General features: G+C 38.7%; 10 protein-coding genes. 6 read left to right on the forward strand and 4 right to left on the reverse strand.

What is annotated here, in order from left to right; translation table 11 throughout:
- Positions 1 to 73: 73 nt before the first annotated feature.
- The 3 genes from ACTJIP_RS02015 to ACTJIP_RS02025 all read left to right on the forward strand — a co-directional run bounded on the left by ACTJIP_RS02015 (position 74) and on the right by ACTJIP_RS02025 (position 1,844).
- Positions 74 to 310, forward strand: coding sequence for a hypothetical protein (locus ACTJIP_RS02015; protein WP_139348573.1), 237 nt, complete (start codon positions 74 to 76; stop codon positions 308 to 310).
- A gap of 128 nt (positions 311 to 438) precedes the next feature.
- The gene (locus ACTJIP_RS02020; RefSeq protein ID WP_440704055.1) at positions 439 to 999 is read left to right on the forward strand and encodes a TetR/AcrR family transcriptional regulator; all 561 of its coding nucleotides are present in this window, start codon (positions 439 to 441) and stop codon (positions 997 to 999) included.
- Positions 996 to 1,844 carry a sialate O-acetylesterase gene (locus tag ACTJIP_RS02025; RefSeq protein ID WP_077418550.1) on the forward strand — a complete coding sequence of 283 codons (849 nt, stop codon included), beginning with the start codon at positions 996 to 998 and terminating at the stop codon, positions 1,842 to 1,844. Before ACTJIP_RS02020 ends, ACTJIP_RS02025 begins: the two co-directional genes overlap by 4 nt.
- A 36-nt stretch (positions 1,845 to 1,880) precedes the next feature.
- On the opposite strand, the gene ACTJIP_RS02030 is transcribed toward ACTJIP_RS02025, so the two are convergent.
- On the reverse strand, positions 1,881 to 2,579 hold the full coding sequence (locus ACTJIP_RS02030; protein WP_180564178.1) for a DUF1826 domain-containing protein: 699 nt from the start codon (positions 2,577 to 2,579) through the stop codon (positions 1,881 to 1,883).
- Between the two features lie 193 nt (positions 2,580 to 2,772).
- Here ACTJIP_RS02030 and ACTJIP_RS02035 point away from each other — a divergent pair, with 193 nt between their 5' ends.
- The gene (locus ACTJIP_RS02035) at positions 2,773 to 3,591 is read left to right on the forward strand and encodes a helix-turn-helix domain-containing protein (RefSeq protein WP_440704056.1); all 819 of its coding nucleotides are present in this window, start codon (positions 2,773 to 2,775) and stop codon (positions 3,589 to 3,591) included.
- Between the two features lie 2 nt (positions 3,592 to 3,593).
- On the opposite strand, the gene ACTJIP_RS02040 is transcribed toward ACTJIP_RS02035, so the two are convergent.
- From ACTJIP_RS02040 to ACTJIP_RS02050, 3 genes are all read right to left on the reverse strand, one after another.
- Complete coding sequence (locus tag ACTJIP_RS02040; RefSeq protein ID WP_077418547.1) at positions 3,594 to 4,037, reverse strand: YybH family protein; 444 nt, start codon at positions 4,035 to 4,037, stop codon at positions 3,594 to 3,596.
- A 160-nt stretch (positions 4,038 to 4,197) separates the two neighbouring features.
- Positions 4,198 to 6,063, reverse strand: coding sequence for a T9SS type A sorting domain-containing protein (locus tag ACTJIP_RS02045; protein ID WP_440704057.1), 1,866 nt, complete (start codon positions 6,061 to 6,063; stop codon positions 4,198 to 4,200).
- 71 nt (positions 6,064 to 6,134) lie between these two features.
- Positions 6,135 to 11,003, reverse strand: a complete 4,869-nt coding sequence (locus ACTJIP_RS02050; RefSeq protein ID WP_440704058.1) for a PKD domain-containing protein — start codon at positions 11,001 to 11,003, stop codon at positions 6,135 to 6,137.
- Between the two features lie 530 nt (positions 11,004 to 11,533).
- On the opposite strand from ACTJIP_RS02050, the gene glsA reads away from it, so the two are divergent.
- Both glsA and ACTJIP_RS02060 read left to right on the forward strand, forming a co-directional pair.
- Entirely contained in the window at positions 11,534 to 12,547 is a 1,014-nt protein-coding gene (glsA, locus tag ACTJIP_RS02055) for a glutaminase A (protein ID WP_440704059.1), read from the forward strand.
- A 906-nt stretch (positions 12,548 to 13,453) separates the two neighbouring features.
- Positions 13,454 to 20,479, forward strand: coding sequence for an SDR family NAD(P)-dependent oxidoreductase (locus ACTJIP_RS02060; RefSeq protein ID WP_440704060.1), 7,026 nt, complete (start codon positions 13,454 to 13,456; stop codon positions 20,477 to 20,479).
- Positions 20,480 to 20,489 lie beyond the last annotated feature (10 nt).

Consider the following 20,489-nt stretch of genomic DNA (forward strand, 5'->3'; position numbering starts at 1 on the left):
AGGACTTCAATAGCTTTTGCTATAAGTCAGTTTGACAAAGGCCAACTATAATCTAATCCCTAATACCAAGATCATGGCAAAAGTAACCCTTCGCCATAAACCGATAGGTAAAGGAAGAAAAAGTTTGTATTTAGACATTTATCCCCCTATCCAAAGTGAAACAACCGGCAAGCTGCTTAGAAAATTTTATCTTAAACTATACATTTACAATCGACCGAAATCCGAATTTGAAAAACTCCATAATAAACAAACCGTTTCATTAGCTCAGCATGTACGTGCCCAGCGGCAAATTGACCTTGCTTGGAGCTAAAAAAAACAATTTCAATCATCTGATTTACTGCCTGTTATTTTTAACATCTATTTCTATCTATCTTTATTTTCAAAATAAATGTCTCAAAATTGAGACATTTGTCATATATTTGAGGTGTCTAAAAAATAATGAATACACAACAAAAAATTATTGACACAGCAATATGTGTGTTCAATGAGAATTTTTCGGCAACATTTGAAGAGATCGCAGTAAACTGTAATCTTAACCGCAGGACATTGCACCGATACTTTAAAAACCGAAACGAATTATTGGAAGCCTGCAATGCAAATATGATGAAGGCCTGGGAAGAGGCGGCCATTAAAGCCTGCAACAGTTCTACCAATCCCCTGATACAACTGGAAAATTTATTATATGCTGGTATTGACAGCGGAACGAAGTATGCCTTTTTAATTAAGCTGAACGAAGTGGAGCCTGCTTATACAACTGAAATAAGTAAGGATTATTTAAAAGCAAGAAGCAATATATTCAGTGCAATAGTAACGTTGCAGAAAGAACAATTGATAGACAGTACACTGCCATTAACGTGGATAAGAATTCTGTTCACCAGTGTTATCACAGCAACTATCACCGCATACAGATCGGGAGATATTGCTCCTAATGAAGTAAAAAAATTAGCCTGGAATTCATTCAGCAGAAGCATAGGCTTAGTATTAAATAAACAAAAATGATACATTCTTTTTTAATGATAGGCCAGTCCAATATGGCCGGACGTGGCTACGCGAAAGAAGTTCCGCTTATTTTTGATGAACATATTAAAATGTTGAGAAACGGATTATGGCAGATTATGTCAGAACCAATTAATTTTGACCGTCCGAGCTCAGGTGTAGGGCTCGCTTCATCATTTGCAGCTTCCTGGAGAAAAGATCATCAACAAGATGAAATTGGATTAATTCCATGTGCTGATGGAGGAACCAGCCTTGATGACTGGGCTGTAGGGAGTGCTCTGTTTGAGAATGCCCTATCACAGGCCAGACTTGCCCAGCGAACAAGTGAGATTAAAGGAATCTTATGGCATCAGGGTGAAAGTGACTGCTCTCCTGAAAAGGCAGAACAATATCAGGAAAAATTCTCTAAGATTATTAATGCTTTACGCCAGGAACTCAATATTCCCGAAGCCCCGCTTATCATTGGCGGATTAGGAGATTATTTACCCAACGGATTATTTGGTCAGTATTTCATTCACTATTCTTTCGTCAACCGGGAACTTGAGGACTTTGCGCAATCTAATGAAAACTGTTATTTTGTTTCCGCAAAAGGGCTTACGGCTAATCCTGATGGTGTTCATTTCAATGCGCATTCACAAAGATTATTAGGAATCAGATATTATTGTGCTTACCGTGATCTAAAACATCTTCTGAACCCCAACGTTAATGAAAATGATATTTTGAACAAAATCTATGATCGTCCTTATACCAAGACTGAAAGACTTAAGCTGCTGGAACACGAATTTGCAATTGGGAATATTGAAGGTGAGCATTATTTAATACAACTAAAAGCTATAGGGCAAGAGTAAAAGAACATCTTACTTATTATTTCAGCATCTAATATATCAGCAAATCAACAGCAACCGATATTCACCATCGTTTTCTACAGGAGCTCTATGAACACATGGCAGCGCCTGCTGTTCCGGATGATCTACAGCGATTCTCCAAAGATGACCCTTCCCTAAATTTACTGGTTCTGCATTGGGTTTAGGCTGATAATGAAGATCAAAGAAATATTCTCTGAGGAAGTCTTCAAATTCTTCTTCGGGGCCATCGTGTAGTTTTTTGAGCTGTTCCCGGATTTCAGGAATCAAAATTTTCTGTTCCACATGATCATTGGGAATGATATCACTTGCAGCTCCATGGTAGGTACATAAAAAAGTATCTGTTCCGATGGGTGAACGATCTACATGATATGAATATACATCTGTTGAAATGAAACCGAGTTCTTCATCCCGTTCATAACATTTAAGCAAATTAAGAACCGGAGAAGCGCCAAAATCATTTAATAACTGTAAATCATTTAAGATCATTTTTCTTGCCATATCTCCTTCTTCTGATAATTGTAATGCTAAAAGATCCTGAGCGGAAATTACTGTTACATCTTCATTTAACTGAAGTTGAGAAACGATTTCTTTAAAATTTCCAACTAAATTCCGATGCCAGCAAATTGCATTCATCATTCCTTGAAAACTGGTATTTACAAGTTCAGAGAAAGAAGATACCACCTCTATTTGCTGATTGTCAGAAAATATATTACCCATTTTTTGAAATAAGCGGTTTAATTGCTTACTGGCTACAAAAATACGGAATAGGTTATTTAAATCGTCATTATAAAAATCAGATGTACTTTTAATATGGAAGTTTTTATTTGACATTCTTCTTTTCTATTCATATTATATTTATTCCTAACTTCGAAGAAACTATCTGTCAATGAATTAACACCCATTACCAGCTATGCAAATTTTACCTTCCGCCAGCTTAGCACCTTACATAAAGAGTTATACCGTTGTTACCATTGATAATGATCTCAGGGATGAAGTTTTTTATCCCAGCGGATATATAGATCTGATCATTAATATTTCCGGTGGTGCTGCAGCTACTATTATTAATGGAAAAAGAAAGGATACTCCGGATATAGAGCTTCTGGGACACCTCACACTTCCTACCAGGCTTACTGTTGCACAGGGAACTTCGGTGCTGATAGCAAGGATCTATCCGTATGCCGGTACTTTATTCTTTTCTGATCCTTTGTCGGAATTCACGAACTACGCTACTGATATGTATGATGTAGCAAAAAGTGGAAGCACAGATTTATATGACCGCATCATGTTTGCTGATAGTCTTTATAAAAAAATCAATATTTTGGAAGCATACTTTCTTCAACAGTTGAAAAAAAATGGAAACCGGGTAAAGAAAGCTATCATGGTTCAGGCACTCAGCCAACAGTTTTTAATGAATCATCATACATTGGACCTGCCGGCTTTGGCACAGGCTTCAGGGTTATCGGAAAGATATATTCAAAAGCTTTATCTTACGAATGTTGGAATAAGCCCCTCAGCTTTTGCTGCTGTCATCAGATTTAACAAAAGCCTGCAAATGGTTCTCAACACCCCGGAATCACTTACCACTATAGCTTATGACTGCGGGTATTATGACCAGGCCCATTTTATCAAAGAGTTTAAAAAGTTTACAGGCATCACTCCTTCTGTCTCCAGACAGTCACTGATTAAAAATGATATGGATCTTCAGCAGGCTGTCAATATTGGTTTTTAATTCTATTTTGCAGGATGATTACTGCTGAACATGTCGCGGTGCATTTTCCAACCCTCTTTTGTATTCTTCCAGATCACTATTACTTTTCCGTCATCCAGTTTTTTACCTTCTACATCTGTCATTTCGTAATAACTTTCTTCAGTGACTGAGGTTTTACCATCTCCATACAGGTTTTGAATCGTAAACTTGACCTGAACCTTAGGTCCATTTTTAAAGAAATTGAGTAACTTTTCTCTTCCGCAAACCGGTGTTGTATTGGAAGGAAACAGACAGGCATCATCTGTATATCTGGTCAGAATAGATCCGTCATTTTTGTTAGCCAGATCGGCATAGATTGCATTACTGGCTTCAATAGTCTTTCTTACCGTTTTCATAAGATCTTTAGTCTGGGCATTACACCAGGAAGTAAGTATTAATAACAAGCTTAGAATAAGTAACTTTTTCATTTTATTTTTTTATACAAAGCAAATTATTCTGACAGACAAAAAATTGTAAAATAACGAACAAGTTTATTTTTTCAATTAAGAGTATCCAATAAAAAACAGCGCCCCCTTTTGGAGAACACTGTTTTATATATAAGGTTATTAATTTTCAGTTTTGTTTTTTTTACTTCTTCAATATCTTTTCTGTTACTGTAGAAGATTTGGTTTTAAGTTTAATATAATATACTCCTTTCTGAAGAGAAGATAATACCACCTGTTCCTGCATCAAATTCAAAGTTCCCTGTTTTACCAGTTGTCCTGTTGCACCAAAGATTTCATAAGAAACCAAAGGTTCTTTACTTCTGATTGTAAGTACATCCTGAACAGGATTCGGATATAATTGTATTCCTGCCTGAACAGCTGTTTCTTCTACTGACATCTGGCTGCATGCTGATTTAGCAAATTTTGTAAAAAAAGACTGAGATTTCCCTCCTGATACATTGACAGCCATTGTATTGACATTATCATTGGTATCTGTAAACAATTGGTCATGAAAAAAGCCTCCCACCACATAATTGCCATCTTTATCTGCAGCCACTGCTGTAAATTCATCTATCACATAAAAGTTACTGTGAATCTCTCCCGTTCCCAAAACATCTCCGGTATCTTTGTTAAGTCTTACCAATAAAGGATCCGATCTATCTCCATCAGGGCGCACCATTGCATAGCTTCCCCAGACATCAGACCAGCTTCCTTTGGCAAAAGCAATTTCATTTCCATTAACAGCAATTGTTCCTTTGGTAAAACGGTAACCAAACTGAAGACCAGACATACTATCCGGAGTTCTTGCCCATTGTACTGTACCTGACGCATTCATCTTCATGACAAACGGAACGGCTTCCACATAACTTCTCAGAGGAAAAGTATAACTTCCGAAGGTTGCAGGCACTGTTATTCCATTAAAATAACGTCCTGAAATATAAACATCTGAAGTAACCGGATCTTTTACAATAGAATGAATTTCATCATCAGTACTTGTTGTACCATTATTAAGTTCTTTTCTCCATACCTCAGTTCCGGTTGTACCATCAAAAGCCAGCACATACGCTGCTTTCGTAAACGGAACATTATTGTAAGAAAGATCAACCAGATTACTGAATCCGGGATCCATCCTTTTACCGGCAAGATAATAGCGGTTCAAACTTTCATCGTATACTACATTAACCTTTCCCTCTCTTCCCACTGCATTTATCGCATCTCCTGTAATAGGCAAAAGCAAGGGAACTGCCGGTGTCATATTACCATTATCATAATTGAACTTCACGGCATAATACTGATAGGTTGATGTAAAGGATGAAGGTACTGTAATCAAACCATTTAAATGGGTTCCCGCTCTGAATCCCATCACAGCATGGATGTTTTTGGAAGAATCCATGTACATCATCTGAACGTCACACATACGGGATGAATAATTAACGTCTCCCTGCAAAGGCTTGCTCCATGCCAGTGTACCGTCAGAAGTATTATATTTCAACAGAAAGGCTGCTTTGTGGGCAGGATCTATTGTTTGGTCATAATGGGTATACAACGGTAATGTATGGGTATCATCGAAATGTACAGGAACAGCATTTGGATCTCCTACATAAGAATTATTATAAATGGTAGCCATCACATATAATCCCCCGTTATTATCTACTTTAATATGCCAGGCATTTTCTCCGTCTCCCGATCCCCCTATTGGTCTGGACCATCTTATATTTCCTTCACAATCAGCAGAGAACAGAAAAAGATCACTCAGACCGTAATTGGTTACAGAAGTACCATTCAGATTTTGTCCCTGTTCGCGCATTGTTGCAAGATAGTAAGTGTTATTGTTGTTATCTACTACAATATCCCTTATTGATTCATCAAATACATAATGAAACCCCGGATCAGCAGAACCTGTTAATCCTCCTGCCTGTTTTCCCCATTGCCATTGGTAAGTCTGGCTAAAAGATAATCCTGGTAATATCAGAAGCAGTCCCCAAAGTTTGTTTTTTAGTTGTATCATAAAAGTTCATTTAATTATCACATACTATAAAAAAACAGTGCTCTCCGAAGAGAACACTGCTTGATAAGCTACTAATTTTTAATTAGTTTTCCTTGTAATGATGTGTCTCCCGTTTGTACAATAACAATGTAAACACCCTGCAACCAGCTGGTAACTTCCACGTCAACCTCTCCGGAAGCCGCTTTCAGTTCCTTACGGAATTTGACATTGCCCATGGCATCAAAAACCGTAACCTGTTTTGCCAGTAATTTTTCATTACCTGTATTATACGAGATTTTCACTTTTTCCTTAGCAGGATTTGGTATCATTTTCAGAGAAGAAACCGAAGCAGCAATCACACTTCTTCCTGCACTTCTCATACCCATCCAGTTAGGATCTACCGCTTTGGTAGTAAACTTACAGGTTTCATTTGAGAATAAGATCTCATCAGTACCCTGGAAGCTTGAGTTTGGATAGAATGCCAATGGATTAGCGTTCATATCATATACCCCACCTGCAGGAATAGTAATAATGGATGGAATATAAACTCCAAAACCATTAAGACTTGAAACCGTAAGACTTATAGGCTGGCTTCCGCCATTGTAGATTACACCATAAACATTATAGTGATCTCCAACCCATTTCATGTCTTTAATACTCGCTTCCAGCTTACATTCTGTTTCGAATCCACATTCTTTACCTGGATAGTAATTCATGGTTCCGGAAGTAAACTGACATCCTAAATGATCGATCTGAAGCTGATAAGTTCCAGGAGTACTAATATATAACGGATAGATGAAATCATTGTTTCCGCTCTGGATATTATTTCCGAACAACTGCCACTCATGATGATCGAAGATTCCTTTAGGTCCTATAATATAATTCTTTCTAAGACATTGATCATAGCATCCTGTTGGGAACACCCACATCAGACTCTCAAGACTTAATGGAACCTGCGTGTTGCCTACTACTTTACAACCGCTTGGTGCAGTGTAAATAACCTGATAAGCACCACCTTCATTTACAGTAATAGACTGACCTGTCATTCCGTTGCTCCAGTTATAAACTCCTGCAGACGGTCCAGATGCAGTCAGCACAACCTCATAAGGCTGACAATTTGCCATATTGTATGTTACCGAAATTGGTGCCGGTGGGCTATTTACGGTAACTGTAAAGCTTTTACTGCTTGTACATCCTGATGCACCTGGTGTTCTTACTTCCAGCGTATAAATGTAGGTACCTGCGGCTAATGGTCCTGTGCTCAAAGCAATCGGATAAGGAGATGAAGTCCATGGTACGACTACCGAATTTCCTTTTTTCCATTGATATTCCAATGTATTATCCGTTACAATACCGGTAAGTACTGTTGAAGATCCTTCGCAGATATTAGCCGTTCCGGATATGTTAACATATGGAGGGTTTTTAAGTGTTACAGGTATTGCTTTTGTGCTCATAACACTTGTTCTACATCCATCTGATGATACAAGCACCGGCCAATAGTTACCAGATTGTGTTGGAGTGAACACAGGAGAACTTGGTGCTCCTGACACAGGTTGAGAACCATTCATCCAGATATACTGACTTGGAGATCCAAGCGTACTGGTAAATACGATATTAGGAGCACTTCCCATACACGCAACAAGAACAGGAGGCGCTATATCACCGTCAAGAGTAGCCTCTTTCACATTTACACCAATGACAGCAGAAGTATATTCACATCCCATAGGTGTTTTAATTTTCAGCTGAATTGTTTTTGTTCCTGCCGTATTATATGTTATTGTAGCATCCGGCCCTGTTGTAACATAAGATGTACCATCAAAGATCCAGGTATATGTATTTCCTGAAACATATGTTATTGGACTGAACGTAATAGGCGAACGTGCACATAACCAGGCCGGAACCAGGAAGTCCGTATTAGGAATCGGAGCTAATGTAATAGTCTTCGTAGTGGTACACGTTGGTTTCCCTGGTGCAGACACTGTCATGGTAAATGTATAAGTACCTGGTGCCAGATTATAAGTAGCCGACTGCCCTGTTTGAGTAGGCTGTCCCGGTGAAGTAAATGTATACGTAATAGACCCCGGATTGATTTCAAATATGGTAGAAGTGTTGAACAACGTTACATTATATCCGTTTCCGCTGCACACTGTACTGATATTGAATTTAGGTTCATAGTTCTTTCTTACCTCTACTCCTTTACTGTACCAGCATGAACCGTATCTCAGACGTACAAAAACGATGTGTGCTCCTGCAAGATTAGTCTGATATACCGGTGAAGCTGTTCCCTGACCGGAAACTAAAGTAAGTACAGTATCTGACAACCATTGGATTTCATCCGGAACTCCATTATAAGTTAAACCTGAAACTGTAATGTTATTACAAGCTGACCATGCCGGAACGAAGTTAATCTGAGGGTCTGTTGTACAGCTTCCACTGCTCGGACAAGACTGAGTCACATTAATATTCTGAGAAGAAACCACACAGCCGTTAATATCTACAGCCTGTATTCTATAAGTTCCAAAAGCACCGGCACCTGATATCGTGTATGAATTGGTGGTTGCCCCTATTATCTGCGCATTATTTTTATACCACTGCCATGAAATAATATTCGTAAGCCCGGTAGAACTGTTAGCCGTAAGCGTATACGGTGTCATTGTTGTAGGATCACAAACCGCAATATTATACACCGGAGAAACTGTAATAATGGTTTCAGGATATACAATAAAGTTAGCACTTGCCGTCGGCTTATAATTACATCCGTTCGTACCTGTATAAGTTACAGTAACCGTTTGAGAAATATTATTTCCTGAATTGTTCTGGATATATCCGTTATTCGGGAAACTGTAAATTCCGGCAGGGTTAAAGGCTGTAGTATACGTTCCCCCAGGAAAGGTGAAAGTCACATTCGTAGCTGAAGTGATGGTTCCCTGATTTACCGTGAAAGTAAGGTTTGATCCTAAACAAATTCCGCCAACATTTGTAAAGCTCACTACCGGAAGGGTAATTAAAGATACCGGCATAGTGATAATCTTCGTCACTCCACATTTCACTACTTTTAAAATCAAATCAGTAGTACTCGTTGAAGAAATTTCGTTGAAATTTACCGTAATATTAGCGGTACCCTGTCCTCCAATAACACTTCCGAAGTTAGAACTCGCAAATGACCATTCCATAAAATCCGGAACAATTCCATTCAGATTGGCACTGAAATTTTGAGTGCTGCTCGGACAGAAAGGCCCTGAATTCGGATTAATAACAATCGTGCTAAGATCCAGTTTCGTTACATTGAACGATTTTGGAGCCGAAAGACATGCTGCACTGCTGATGGATTTATTCTGTGCAGACACTGTATATGATGTAGCGCCAGCGTTAAATATAACCGTTACAGAAGGACCTGCATTACTTCCCTGAATAGTTCCGTTGGTAACACTCCAAACCGGTACCATTCCCGAGTCAACTGAGCTGATGGTATAAACGTAAGGTTTTCCAGGGCATACTTTTGTTTCTCCGGAGATTGTTCCGTTAGGAGCCTGTGGAATTGGTAATACCTTAATAATTCTTGCATTACTTTCACAACCTCCACCTTGCTTGGTAGCTGTAACAGTATAAGTTCCTGCTGTCGCAAAGTTGTAGTTAAATATTCCTGTCATTACAGGAGAAGTATAAGTAGAACTTCCTGTTGTTACTTTCCAGATAACAGGGATATTAGGCGAGGCTGTAAATCCTTGGCTTGTTCCTGCACATATTTCATCTACACCTCCGCTTATCACTACCGGCGCCTCTACTATAATATCAATAGATGCCTGCCCTTCACAAGTCAATAAAGTATTGAAATAATTAGCTGTAAGGTGATAAGTACCTGGCTGACTTGCTGAGAAAACAACTTCATTTCTCTGCTGGGTATTTGTCAGCTGACCTCCTGCAGGACCTGATACATTCCATTGAACGCTCGTTGTAGGCCATTGAGGAATTGAATATGTGTACTGTCTGCCGGTACATATCACTTCCTGCCCTTTAACTTTTGCATTCTTTAAAACTACAGGAATTTTGATCGTAGTCCACTCAGGACAGGCACAATCAGACATATACATTACATATCCGAAGCCATCAAGCGGATCTACCTGATCCCAAACCACTTCAATTTCGTTACCGTTAGTGTTAACAATTGTTCCACCAATAACTTTCCACTGTCCTTTGTTACATCCATCCTGTGCATTGTATTTTTCAGTACTTCCTTCGCATACTACGGAGGCACAGTTGATCTGTACAGGATCTGCTTTTAATACCTTAATCTGTTTTTTAATTTTATCCTGACAGCCGCACTTGTTGGTTACGGTCAATTGAATTGTATAATTTCCAGGATTAGCATACAAATGAGATGGTTCAAAAGCTGTGGAAGTTGTACCATCGCCAAAATCCCAGAAGTAATTGATGATATCAGACCCTCCGTTCTGTTCGGAAAGATTATCAAAATAGATCGTCGTATTTTTACATACCGTATCGCCCAAATTCATCAATTCAAATTTTGCGATCGGTCTGTTGATCTTCACAATACAGATAGTCTGAGTTTCAACAGTTCCATCATTGTACGTGATGACAGCCTGCAGAGATCCGTTACCTGCTGATCCCCAGCCTACATTGGCTATGGTATTCGCAGGTCCGGAAGTAGTTACCGTTCCTCCGGAAACCGTCCATTGTACACCAAAAACATTAGGTCCCTGCACCTCATAGGTGACAGCTGATGCCTCACAGACACGCAGACATTGGGATGAATTGATGTAGGAAAAGGCGACTCCATTGTCTGGAACCTGATCATCTTTTTCGCCACGGAATTCCTGGCATCCGACCTGAGCGGTCCATGTAATTCGAGCTTGTGCTTGCAGTACCCAAGGTACCAAAAGCCAACATAGTAGAAGCCATCTAAAGATGTGCTCCCTACCAAAATAGGTGTTGTTTTTCATAGTTACTAAAAAAGTTATTAATTTTTTTGTCAAATTAATAAAAAATTTAATACAAAAATCATTTAATAGTGAAAAAATAACATAATTTTACAATTGAATCCCAACGATATAGATAAATTCATATTTATATGTTATTTCACCACTCTATTAGTTATATAAAAAAATCTATTCCTATCTTAATTTTTACAGCTAAAGACCATCATAAACCAAATAAAATTCTAAATTTTAATTTATTAAAAACCAAAAAACACTACCAAAAGATAAATTTGTTTATTTTTTACTAAAAAAATTACATTTAAATTAAAATTAATAACATTAATAAAGATGAAAATAACAATCTTCTCATCCATTCATTATTCTTCAAATAATCTTCATACATCTTGACCTCACAACCTTCTTGTACAAATACACACATCCAAAACCAGAATGATATCCTAGGGCACAATAAAGGAAAATTGCCAACAAGGTTAAAAAACTTTATCTTTGTTTTTCGAGGCTTATCATAAACATTTTATTTGAAGATCTTCCCTATGAAAAACAACAGCTTTTTATTTTCTGCAAAAGGAATTTGTACCGCAGCTTTTCTTTCCTTAAACACAATAGTTTACGCTCAGAAACCGGCAGACATTTCAACAATTTCAGAAAAAACATTAAACACTATTCTGGAAAAAAACAGAGCTTATTATACACAGGGCAAAGTGGCAGATTACATTCCTGAACTGGGAAAAATAGAGGCTAAAGCAATCGCGTTTTCAGTAGTAGATAAAAATGGAAAAGTATTCAACACCGGAGATGTGAGTAAAAAATTCACGATGCAGAGTATCTCCAAAATCATATCATTGATGGTGGCTGTAAACGAAAAAGGAGAAGCGCATATTTTTAACAAGATGGGATATTTCGGTTCCGACAAACCTTTCAACCATTTTTCAAACCTTGAGACCACAGGCAAACCGCTCAATCCCATGATGAATGCAGGAGCTATTCTTACTACTTCGTTAATTTCAGGAGACGGCGAGAAACCTTTCCTTAAGATTCTGGATATGGTAAGGTATATTACCAAAAATCAGACAATTGAGTATAACAAATCTGTTTATGAATCTGAAAAAGCAACCGGACACCGTAACCGGGGTATGTTTTACATCATGAAAAACAGTGGACTGATTTCAGGAAATGAAGATCAGCTGGATAATTATTTCAAGCAGTGTTCTATTGAGCTTACCGCTGAAGATCTTGCAAAAATCGGTTATTTCTTTGCCAACCAATGTGTAAGGTTTGACGGAGATGCCACTTATAAGAATGCAGATATAGCAAAATTGGTGGAGTCACAGATGCTGACCGCCGGAATGTATGAATTCAGTGGTGAATACTCCAGAACCGTAGGTCTTCCAAGTAAATCCGGTGTCGGAGGCGGAATTACCGTAAGTGTTCCCGGAAAAATAGGAATTGGTGTATTCAGTCCATCTTTGGATCAACATGGAAATTCACTGGCTGGATATCACATGATTTTAGATCTTGCAAAACAATACGGATTAAGTATATTTTAAATCTTGAAAGCCTGTTCATCGGATAATAAAATTACATTATCCAATAATCTTTAAAAGGCTTATTCATCAGAAACATCTCAACCATCAAACCTATAAAAAACAGTAAGTATATCAAACACTTACTGTTTTTTTATGAATTTCGGAAAGATATATTAATTATTCTTAAAATTCTCTATCTATTTATTTATCAAAAAGATAGAGAAAGTTCATAAATAATTCAAATTAAATCACAATATATTGATTAATTTTATTTAAATTCGCTTTGCCGTTTTATCAGATTGATAAAGGCAATTTTTACATTTCGGAACCTTATTCATTCTATATTATCTTTTTGTAATATATGCAAAAACAAATCTCTTGTTTTTGAAATATTTTATTTTTTATTCCTATATTTGCTTAACATTTCTTTAACTATAACTATTTATAATTAAAGTTGAGAAGATTGTACCGGCATGTTTCTAAGAATAAATAAACAATAAATATATTTTAATAACATATGAACAATTGATATTTTTATATTAATAAATAATTATCAAATTGTACTTATGGTTAAAAAATATATACATTTTTATTATTTTTATTCACTCATAACAGAAAAACACCATCAATACTAATGGCATCCGTGTTCTGATATGAGATATCATTAACTATTCCTATACCGTAAATGCTATGAAAAACTTGACCAAAATCAGGCTAATGCCTTTTGAAAAACCGGATACCAACCTTATATCATACAATCTATTAACAAACAATAGATTTTTGAATAATTACCATAAAAACACATACATCATTAAAGATTTAACAAAAACCAATTTTATTATATCGTAACAAAAGCGATCGCCTTAATACCGAAAGGCCTTACATTTTGTTATGAATCTCTTGCTATCATTCAATAATTATCACGCCATGAAAAACTTAACCATTATTGGACTGACGCCTTTTGAAAAACCAGACGTTAACCTTATCCCTAAACTACACCAGGCGGGTGCATTTCCCGTTTTAAGTTTAGGAAATGAGTTAGTGACTGCCCAGGAAGCGTTACATCAACTTGATCAGATAGACGTACCATCGTATGGTATTTATTTTTCTAATGACAATTTCACCGCTCTCCAAATTCCTGAAAAAGTAAGGTTTGCAATCCTTCCGTTCGGAATGTCGAAGCCTTTCAACCTGCCTGCTGTTTATCAGGTAAGCAGTCTGGAAGAAGCCAGACAAGCTGAACAATCAGGAGCAGAAGGAATCATTATCAAAGGAAATGAAGCAGGTGGATGGGTAGGCTATGAATCCACGTTTGTATTATTTCAGCGTGTGATCAAAGAAATTCAGAACATTCCGGTGTGGGTACAGGGAGGAATAGGTCTCCATACCGCAGCGGCATCAAAAGCATTGGGAGCAACAGGAGTTGTACTGGACAGCCAGCTGGCTCTGTTTCCTGAAAGTTCAGCTCCTAACGAACTGAAAGAAGTCTGCTCAAAACTGAATGGTACAGAAACTAAGGTGATTGCTAACCATCGTGTATTGGTAAGACCCAATTCACCTGCATTACCAGAAAACACAACAGCTGAAGATCTGAAACAGTACTTCACTGGTCTGGACCTCAGTACATGTTATATCCCGATGGGACAAGACATTTCGCTGGCAACAGATCTGTATGAGGATTTCAAAACCGTGAAAAAAATGGTTTTCGGATTCAAAGAAGCCATGTATGGACACCTAAAGCAGGCAAAAGCACTTAAAGTAATTGATAAAGACAACACTTTAGCTCAGGAACTGGGTCTTCGTTATCCTATCGCTCAAGGTCCGATGACCCGTGTAAGCGATGTACCGTCATTTGCGAATGCAGTAGCAGATGCCGGAGCATTACCTTTTGTTGCCTTATCCTTATTGAAAGGAGAATCTGCAAAATCTCTGGTAATGGATACTAAAAGACTGGCTGGTGAAAAAACCTGGGGTGTAGGAATCCTGGGATTCGCACCACAGGAATTAAGAGATGAACAGACATCATATATATTAGAAGCTAAACCTCCTGTCGTTTTAATTGCAGGCGGAAGACCAGCCCAGGCTAAAGTATTTGAAAAAGCCGGAATAAAATCATTCTTACACGTTCCTTCCCCTGCCCTTCTGGATATTTTCCTGAAAGAAGGCGCCAGAAACTTCATTTTTGAAGGGCGTGAGTGCGGAGGCCATGTAGGTCCCCTTTCAAGTATGGTTCTTTGGGAAAAACAAATTGAACGTATCTTAAAAGAAGAACACCCTGAAAACATCAGTGTCTTTTTTGCAGGAGGAATTCATAACGCCTTTTCAACTGCGTTCGTTTCTATCATGGCTGCACCGTTAGCTGCAAGAGGAGTGAAAATTGGTGTATTGATGGGAACCGCTTATCTCTATACCAATGAAGCTGTACAGACCGGAGCCATTCAGGAAGAATTTCAGTCGCAGGCTATGCAGGCAAAAGATACAGTTCTACTGGAAACAGCTCCCGGACATGAAACCCGTTGTTTAAATACAGCATTTGCCCACCATTTCAATACAGAAAAAGCAAAGCTTCTTGCTGCCGGAATGGATAAAAAACAAGTGTGGGAACAGCTCGAGAAATTAAACGTAGGCCGTTTAAGAATTGCGGCTAAAGGTATAGAGCGTCAGGGTGATCAACTTGTCAATATTCCTAAAGATGACCAACTAGACTTAGGAATGTATATGATTGGGCAGGTAGCTACCATGCACAATCGTGTGATCTCATTAGCGGCTCTGCATCAAAGTGTTGTAGACAACTATGAGCATATTCAGGAGGCAGCGTTACCGGAAGAACCGGTTTCTACAGAAAAACCTCTGGACATCGCTATCGTAGGAATGGAATGTATTTTCCCGGGTGCTAAAAACCTTGATGAATATTGGAGAAATATTATTTTAGGAAAAGACAGTGTTACCGAAGTACCTGATGAAAGATGGAATAAAGAATTGTATTACCACCCGGATTCTGACGGACCGGATGTATCTCACTCAAAATGGGGTGGATTTATTCCTAAAATCGATTTCGATCCATTGGCATTCGGAATTCCGCCACAATCTCTTGCGGCCATTGAACCTACACAGCTGTTAACTTTATTGGTTGCAAAACGCGCCATGGAAGATGCAGGATATGGTGAAAAACACATCAACAGAGAAAACATTTCTGTTATTATAGGTGCTGAAGGAGGAAATGATCTTGCCAACAGCTATAGTTTCAGAGGATATTATAAGCAGGTTTTCGGAGAACTTCACGAAGAAGTAAAAGAAGCCTTCCCACATACCACAGAAGACTCATTTCCGGGTATTCTTGCCAATGTTATTGCAGGTAGAATCACAAACCGACTGGATCTTGGCGGCAGAAACTTTACCGTAGATGCTGCTTGTGCTTCATCATTAGCAGCTATTGATCTTGCTTGCCAGGAACTTGTATTAGGAAAATCCGATATGGTACTTGCCGGAGGAGCAGATTTACACAACGGAATCAATGATTACCTGATGTTCTCCAGTACTCATGCTCTTTCCAGAAAAGGAAGATGTGCTACATTCGATGGTGATGCAGATGGTATTGCCCTTGGAGAAGGTATCGCTATCCTTGTTTTAAAAAGATATGAAGACGCAGTACGCGATGGTGACCGTATTTATTCGGTGATCAAAGGAGTTGGCGGATCCAGTGACGGAAAAGCTCTGGGATTGACTGCTCCAAGACAGATAGGCCAGGTAAGAGCGTTGGAACGTGCTTATTCCCAAGCTGGTATAAGTGCTGCTTCTGTAGGTCTTGTAGAAGCTCACGGTACAGGAACTGTAGTCGGTGACAAAACTGAATTAAGTGCATTAACTAATTTATTCAGCCGTTCAGGGGCATTACCGGGACAGACTCATTTAGGTTCTGTAAAAACACAGATCGGGCATACAAAATGTGCGGCAGGATTAGCAGGATTAATCAAAGCGTCCCTTGCCGTATATCACGGGGTAAAACCACCTACCCTTCACCTTCAGCAGCCTAATGCTTATTATAATGCAGCAACCAGTCCGTTTGCCTTCCATGCAGAAAGTGGATTGTGGGCGGAGAAAAACCGGTATGCAGGAATCAGTGCGTTTGGATTTGGAGGAACGAACTTCCATACGGTAATTGCCAATCATCCTAAACAGGATAATTCAATCGCAATGCAATCGTGGCCTTCAGAACTGTTTGTTTTCCGTGGAGAGACTTACGAAGAAGCAAAAGGACAGTCGAGCCAGATTAAAGCTTTATTAGAAATCAATGATGGCATTCCATTAAAAGATCTTGCTTACAGTTTAAGCATCAGTTCAGAAAAACCAATCCAGTTCAGTATTGTTGCAGACACCGCTGAAGATCTGATGATGAAGCTTGAACTAGTACTACTAGGGATTGAGACAAAAGATACCTTTACTGTGAATAAGAAAGAAGGTAAAGTAGCCTTCACATTCCCAGGACAGGGCAGCCAGAGAATTAATATGGCTCGTGATTTATTCGTCGTTTTCCCTGCTATGCGTAAGATTATTGATGAGTATCCTGAACTTGAAAAAGTAGTTTTCCCATCTAAAACATTTAATGAAGCTGATTTAAAACAACAAAAAGAAACCATTAAAGATACCCGTTTAGCGCAACCTCTTTTAGGAATTGTAGACCTTGCACTGGCTAAATTCTTAGAATCATTAGGCATTATTCCTGATATGCTGGCAGGTCATAGTTATGGTGAAATACCGGCTTTATGTTTTGCCGGGGTATTTGGAGAAGATAAACTGGTTGACTTAAGTGTTCAGAGAGCTCAGTCTATTTTAAACTCAGTAGAAGGTGGAGATCCTGGTTCAATGCTGGCTGCAAGTGCTACAGCGGAACGTTTACAGCCGATTATTGCAAAAGTAGAAGGATGTTATCCTGTAAACTTCAACGCTCCTGCTCAATGTGTCATTGCAGGAAGTACTGAAGCGATCAATAAATTACTGGAAGTTCTTAAACAGGAAGGTATTTCTGCTAAAAAACTGGAAGTTGCATGTGCATTCCACAGCCCATTATTGGCAAAATCCAAGGATTTATATGCTCAGGTATTGAAAGATGTTCCTTTCCAGGAAATGCAGATTCCTGTTTGGTCTAATACTACAGCTGAGGTATATCCGTCAAATCCATCAGAAATAAAAGAAAGACTTACTGATCATCTGGTACAGCCTGTAAGATTTGTAGAACAGCTTCAGGCGATGTACAATGACGGTGCAAGAATATTCATCGAAGTAGGACCAGGAAAAGTCCTTACAGGATTAACCAAATCCTGCCTTGAAAAAGATCAGCTGACCTTATATGTTGAAGACAACAGCCGTAATAAATTCAGCCATCTTCTTTGTATGCTGGCACAATATTTAGGAACAGGCCGAAGCTTCAATATCGATAAACTTTTTGATGGCCGAAGCGTTAAGGTAATTGATCTTAACCAACCTGAGCTTTACAAGAAAAGCCCTGCCATCTGGCGTGTAAACGGGCAAACTGCCCACCCAACTAATGGTAATCTGCCATCTAATGGTGCTTTACCACTTATAAACCCTATTCCCATGAACAATTTTACTAATAATCCACAACCCCCTGCAACTGAAGCTCAGTCTACTGCTGAACGTATGCTGCAGGAATATTTAAACAGCATGAAATTAATGATACAGGCACAGCGTGATGTGATGCTTTCCTTTATGGGACAGAATCCTCAGGCGTTCCCTGCTCCTGTATATCATTCACCAGTACAGACTCCTGCTCATCAGCCAATATCTACCATTCCGGTTCAGCCTGTTCAACAGGAAAGACCCGTAGCCGTTGCTGCTGTGAAACAGGCCCCTTCAAGAGATATCAAATCCTTATTACTACAGGTGGTAAGTGATAAAACAGGATATCCTCAGGAAATGCTGGGTATGGAAATGGACCTTGAAGCTGACTTAAGTATTGATTCTATTAAAAGAGTTGAAATCATCGGAACACTTCGTAACGAACTTGGAACTCTGGGTAACGGAAACACCAGTGAAGATACTGTTATGGAGCAATTAGCAGGAATAAAAACCTTAAGTGGTCTTGTTTCATGGCTTACTGAATTCTCAGGAGCTGAAACAACTGCTGCCCCTGAAAAAAACGGATCTGCAGCTGAATCAACAGCTTCAAAACCACAAGCTCAACCGGCATTCTCTCTTGAAGACCTTCAAAATGCTATTCTGAATATCGTAAGTGATAAAACAGGATATCCAAAAGAAATGTTAGGTCTTGATCTTGATCTGGAAGCGGATTTGAGTATAGATTCCATTAAACGTATGGAAATTATCGGTGATCTTAAAACCAAAATCGGTTTTGGTCAAAACCTTGAACAGGCTGATGATGTTATGGAAAAACTCGCTGCAATTAAAACACTTCGTGGTCTGGCAGGCTGGATCAACGAAATGAATGGTGAAGCGAACGAAACAAAAAGCGAAACCAAGGAAACAAACATTGCAGAACCAACTCAAAATGTACTTTCACGTCTTCGTTTTGATATCACTCCTACTGACGCTTCTTTAGTACAAAACACAGAAATATTGCAGGGAAAACGTTTCGCAATTACTCAGGATGAAAGAAAACAAACCTCAGCGATCAAAGAAGCTCTGGAAAAACATGGTGCAATTGTAGAAATAGTAGATACAGAAAAAGATCTTTCAAACATTGAGGGATTAATTATGCTGGACCTGTTCTCAGCAGTTGATAAACCAAGCATTATTGATCACGTAGATCTGATCAAAAAACTGGATTTTGATAAAGCTAAATGGGTATACCTAGTTTCAGACATCACGGCTCATCTTCAGGAAATCACTGATGTAAGTATATTACGCCACCATCAGGGATATCCGGGACTTTTCAAAAGCTTAGCAAGAGAATTTGATAATACAACATGCAGACTGATCAGTCTGAGTACTCCTCAGGAAGTAGATCAGATTGCTGAAATTACATTAAAGGAGATCCTTACAAAGGATAAACCTGCTGAGATCATTTACAAAAATGACCAACGACACAGAGTAGATATCATTCCTTCCCCATTGTCAACGAGTCTGAGTGAAGCTCAAATTCAATTAGATCAAAAATCTGTGGTATTGGTATTGGGAGGTGCACAGGGAATCACTGCAGAATTGGCAAAACACATGTCTCAGGCGTATCCTTGTACTTATATTCTGGTAGGAAGATCTGCAGATCCTAGAAATGAAGTTTCTGCTAAAGAATTTGAAAGTATGAAAACAAAAGAGGAAATCAGAGGTTTCCTGATCAGATCCGGACAATTCACTTCTCCTGCAGAAATAGAAAAAGAAACGACGAAGATTTTCAAAAACAATCAGATCCTACGCACAATCCGTGATATGGAAGAACTTGGAAATACCATTATTTACCAATCATTGGATCTTTGTGACGAAGAAGGTTTAAGCAACCTGATCAGCAGTATTTATGAAAAATATAACCGTCTGGACGGAGTAATCCATGGAGCAGGTCTTTTAGAAGATAAACTATTCAAACAAAAGACGACAAGTTCTTTCGGACGTGTATTTGATACCAAAGTAAAACCACTTCGTGTATTGGCTGAACAGCTTCGTACAGACTGTCAGTTTGTAGTATTGTTCTCAAGTATTGCTTCCGTATACGGTAACAAAGGCCAGACAGATTATGCCGCAGCAAACAGTGTACTGGATGATTACGCGAATGCTTTAAACAAAAGATTAAAAGGAAAAGTAATCTCTATCAACTGGGGACCCTGGAAAGGAGCCGGAATGGTCTCTTCCACCCTGGAATCAGAATATGAACGCAGAGGAATATCCATGATTCCTTTGGATGAAGGGAAAGAAATCTTTCTTAACGAGATCAAATATGGAACTGAAAGCCAGGTGCTGATCATGTCAGGAAATAATTGGTAAAACGCTGCAT

The organism is Chryseobacterium sp. 22543 (genome assembly GCF_052044565.1).
Taxonomy (GTDB): Bacteria; Bacteroidota; Bacteroidia; order Flavobacteriales; family Weeksellaceae; genus Chryseobacterium.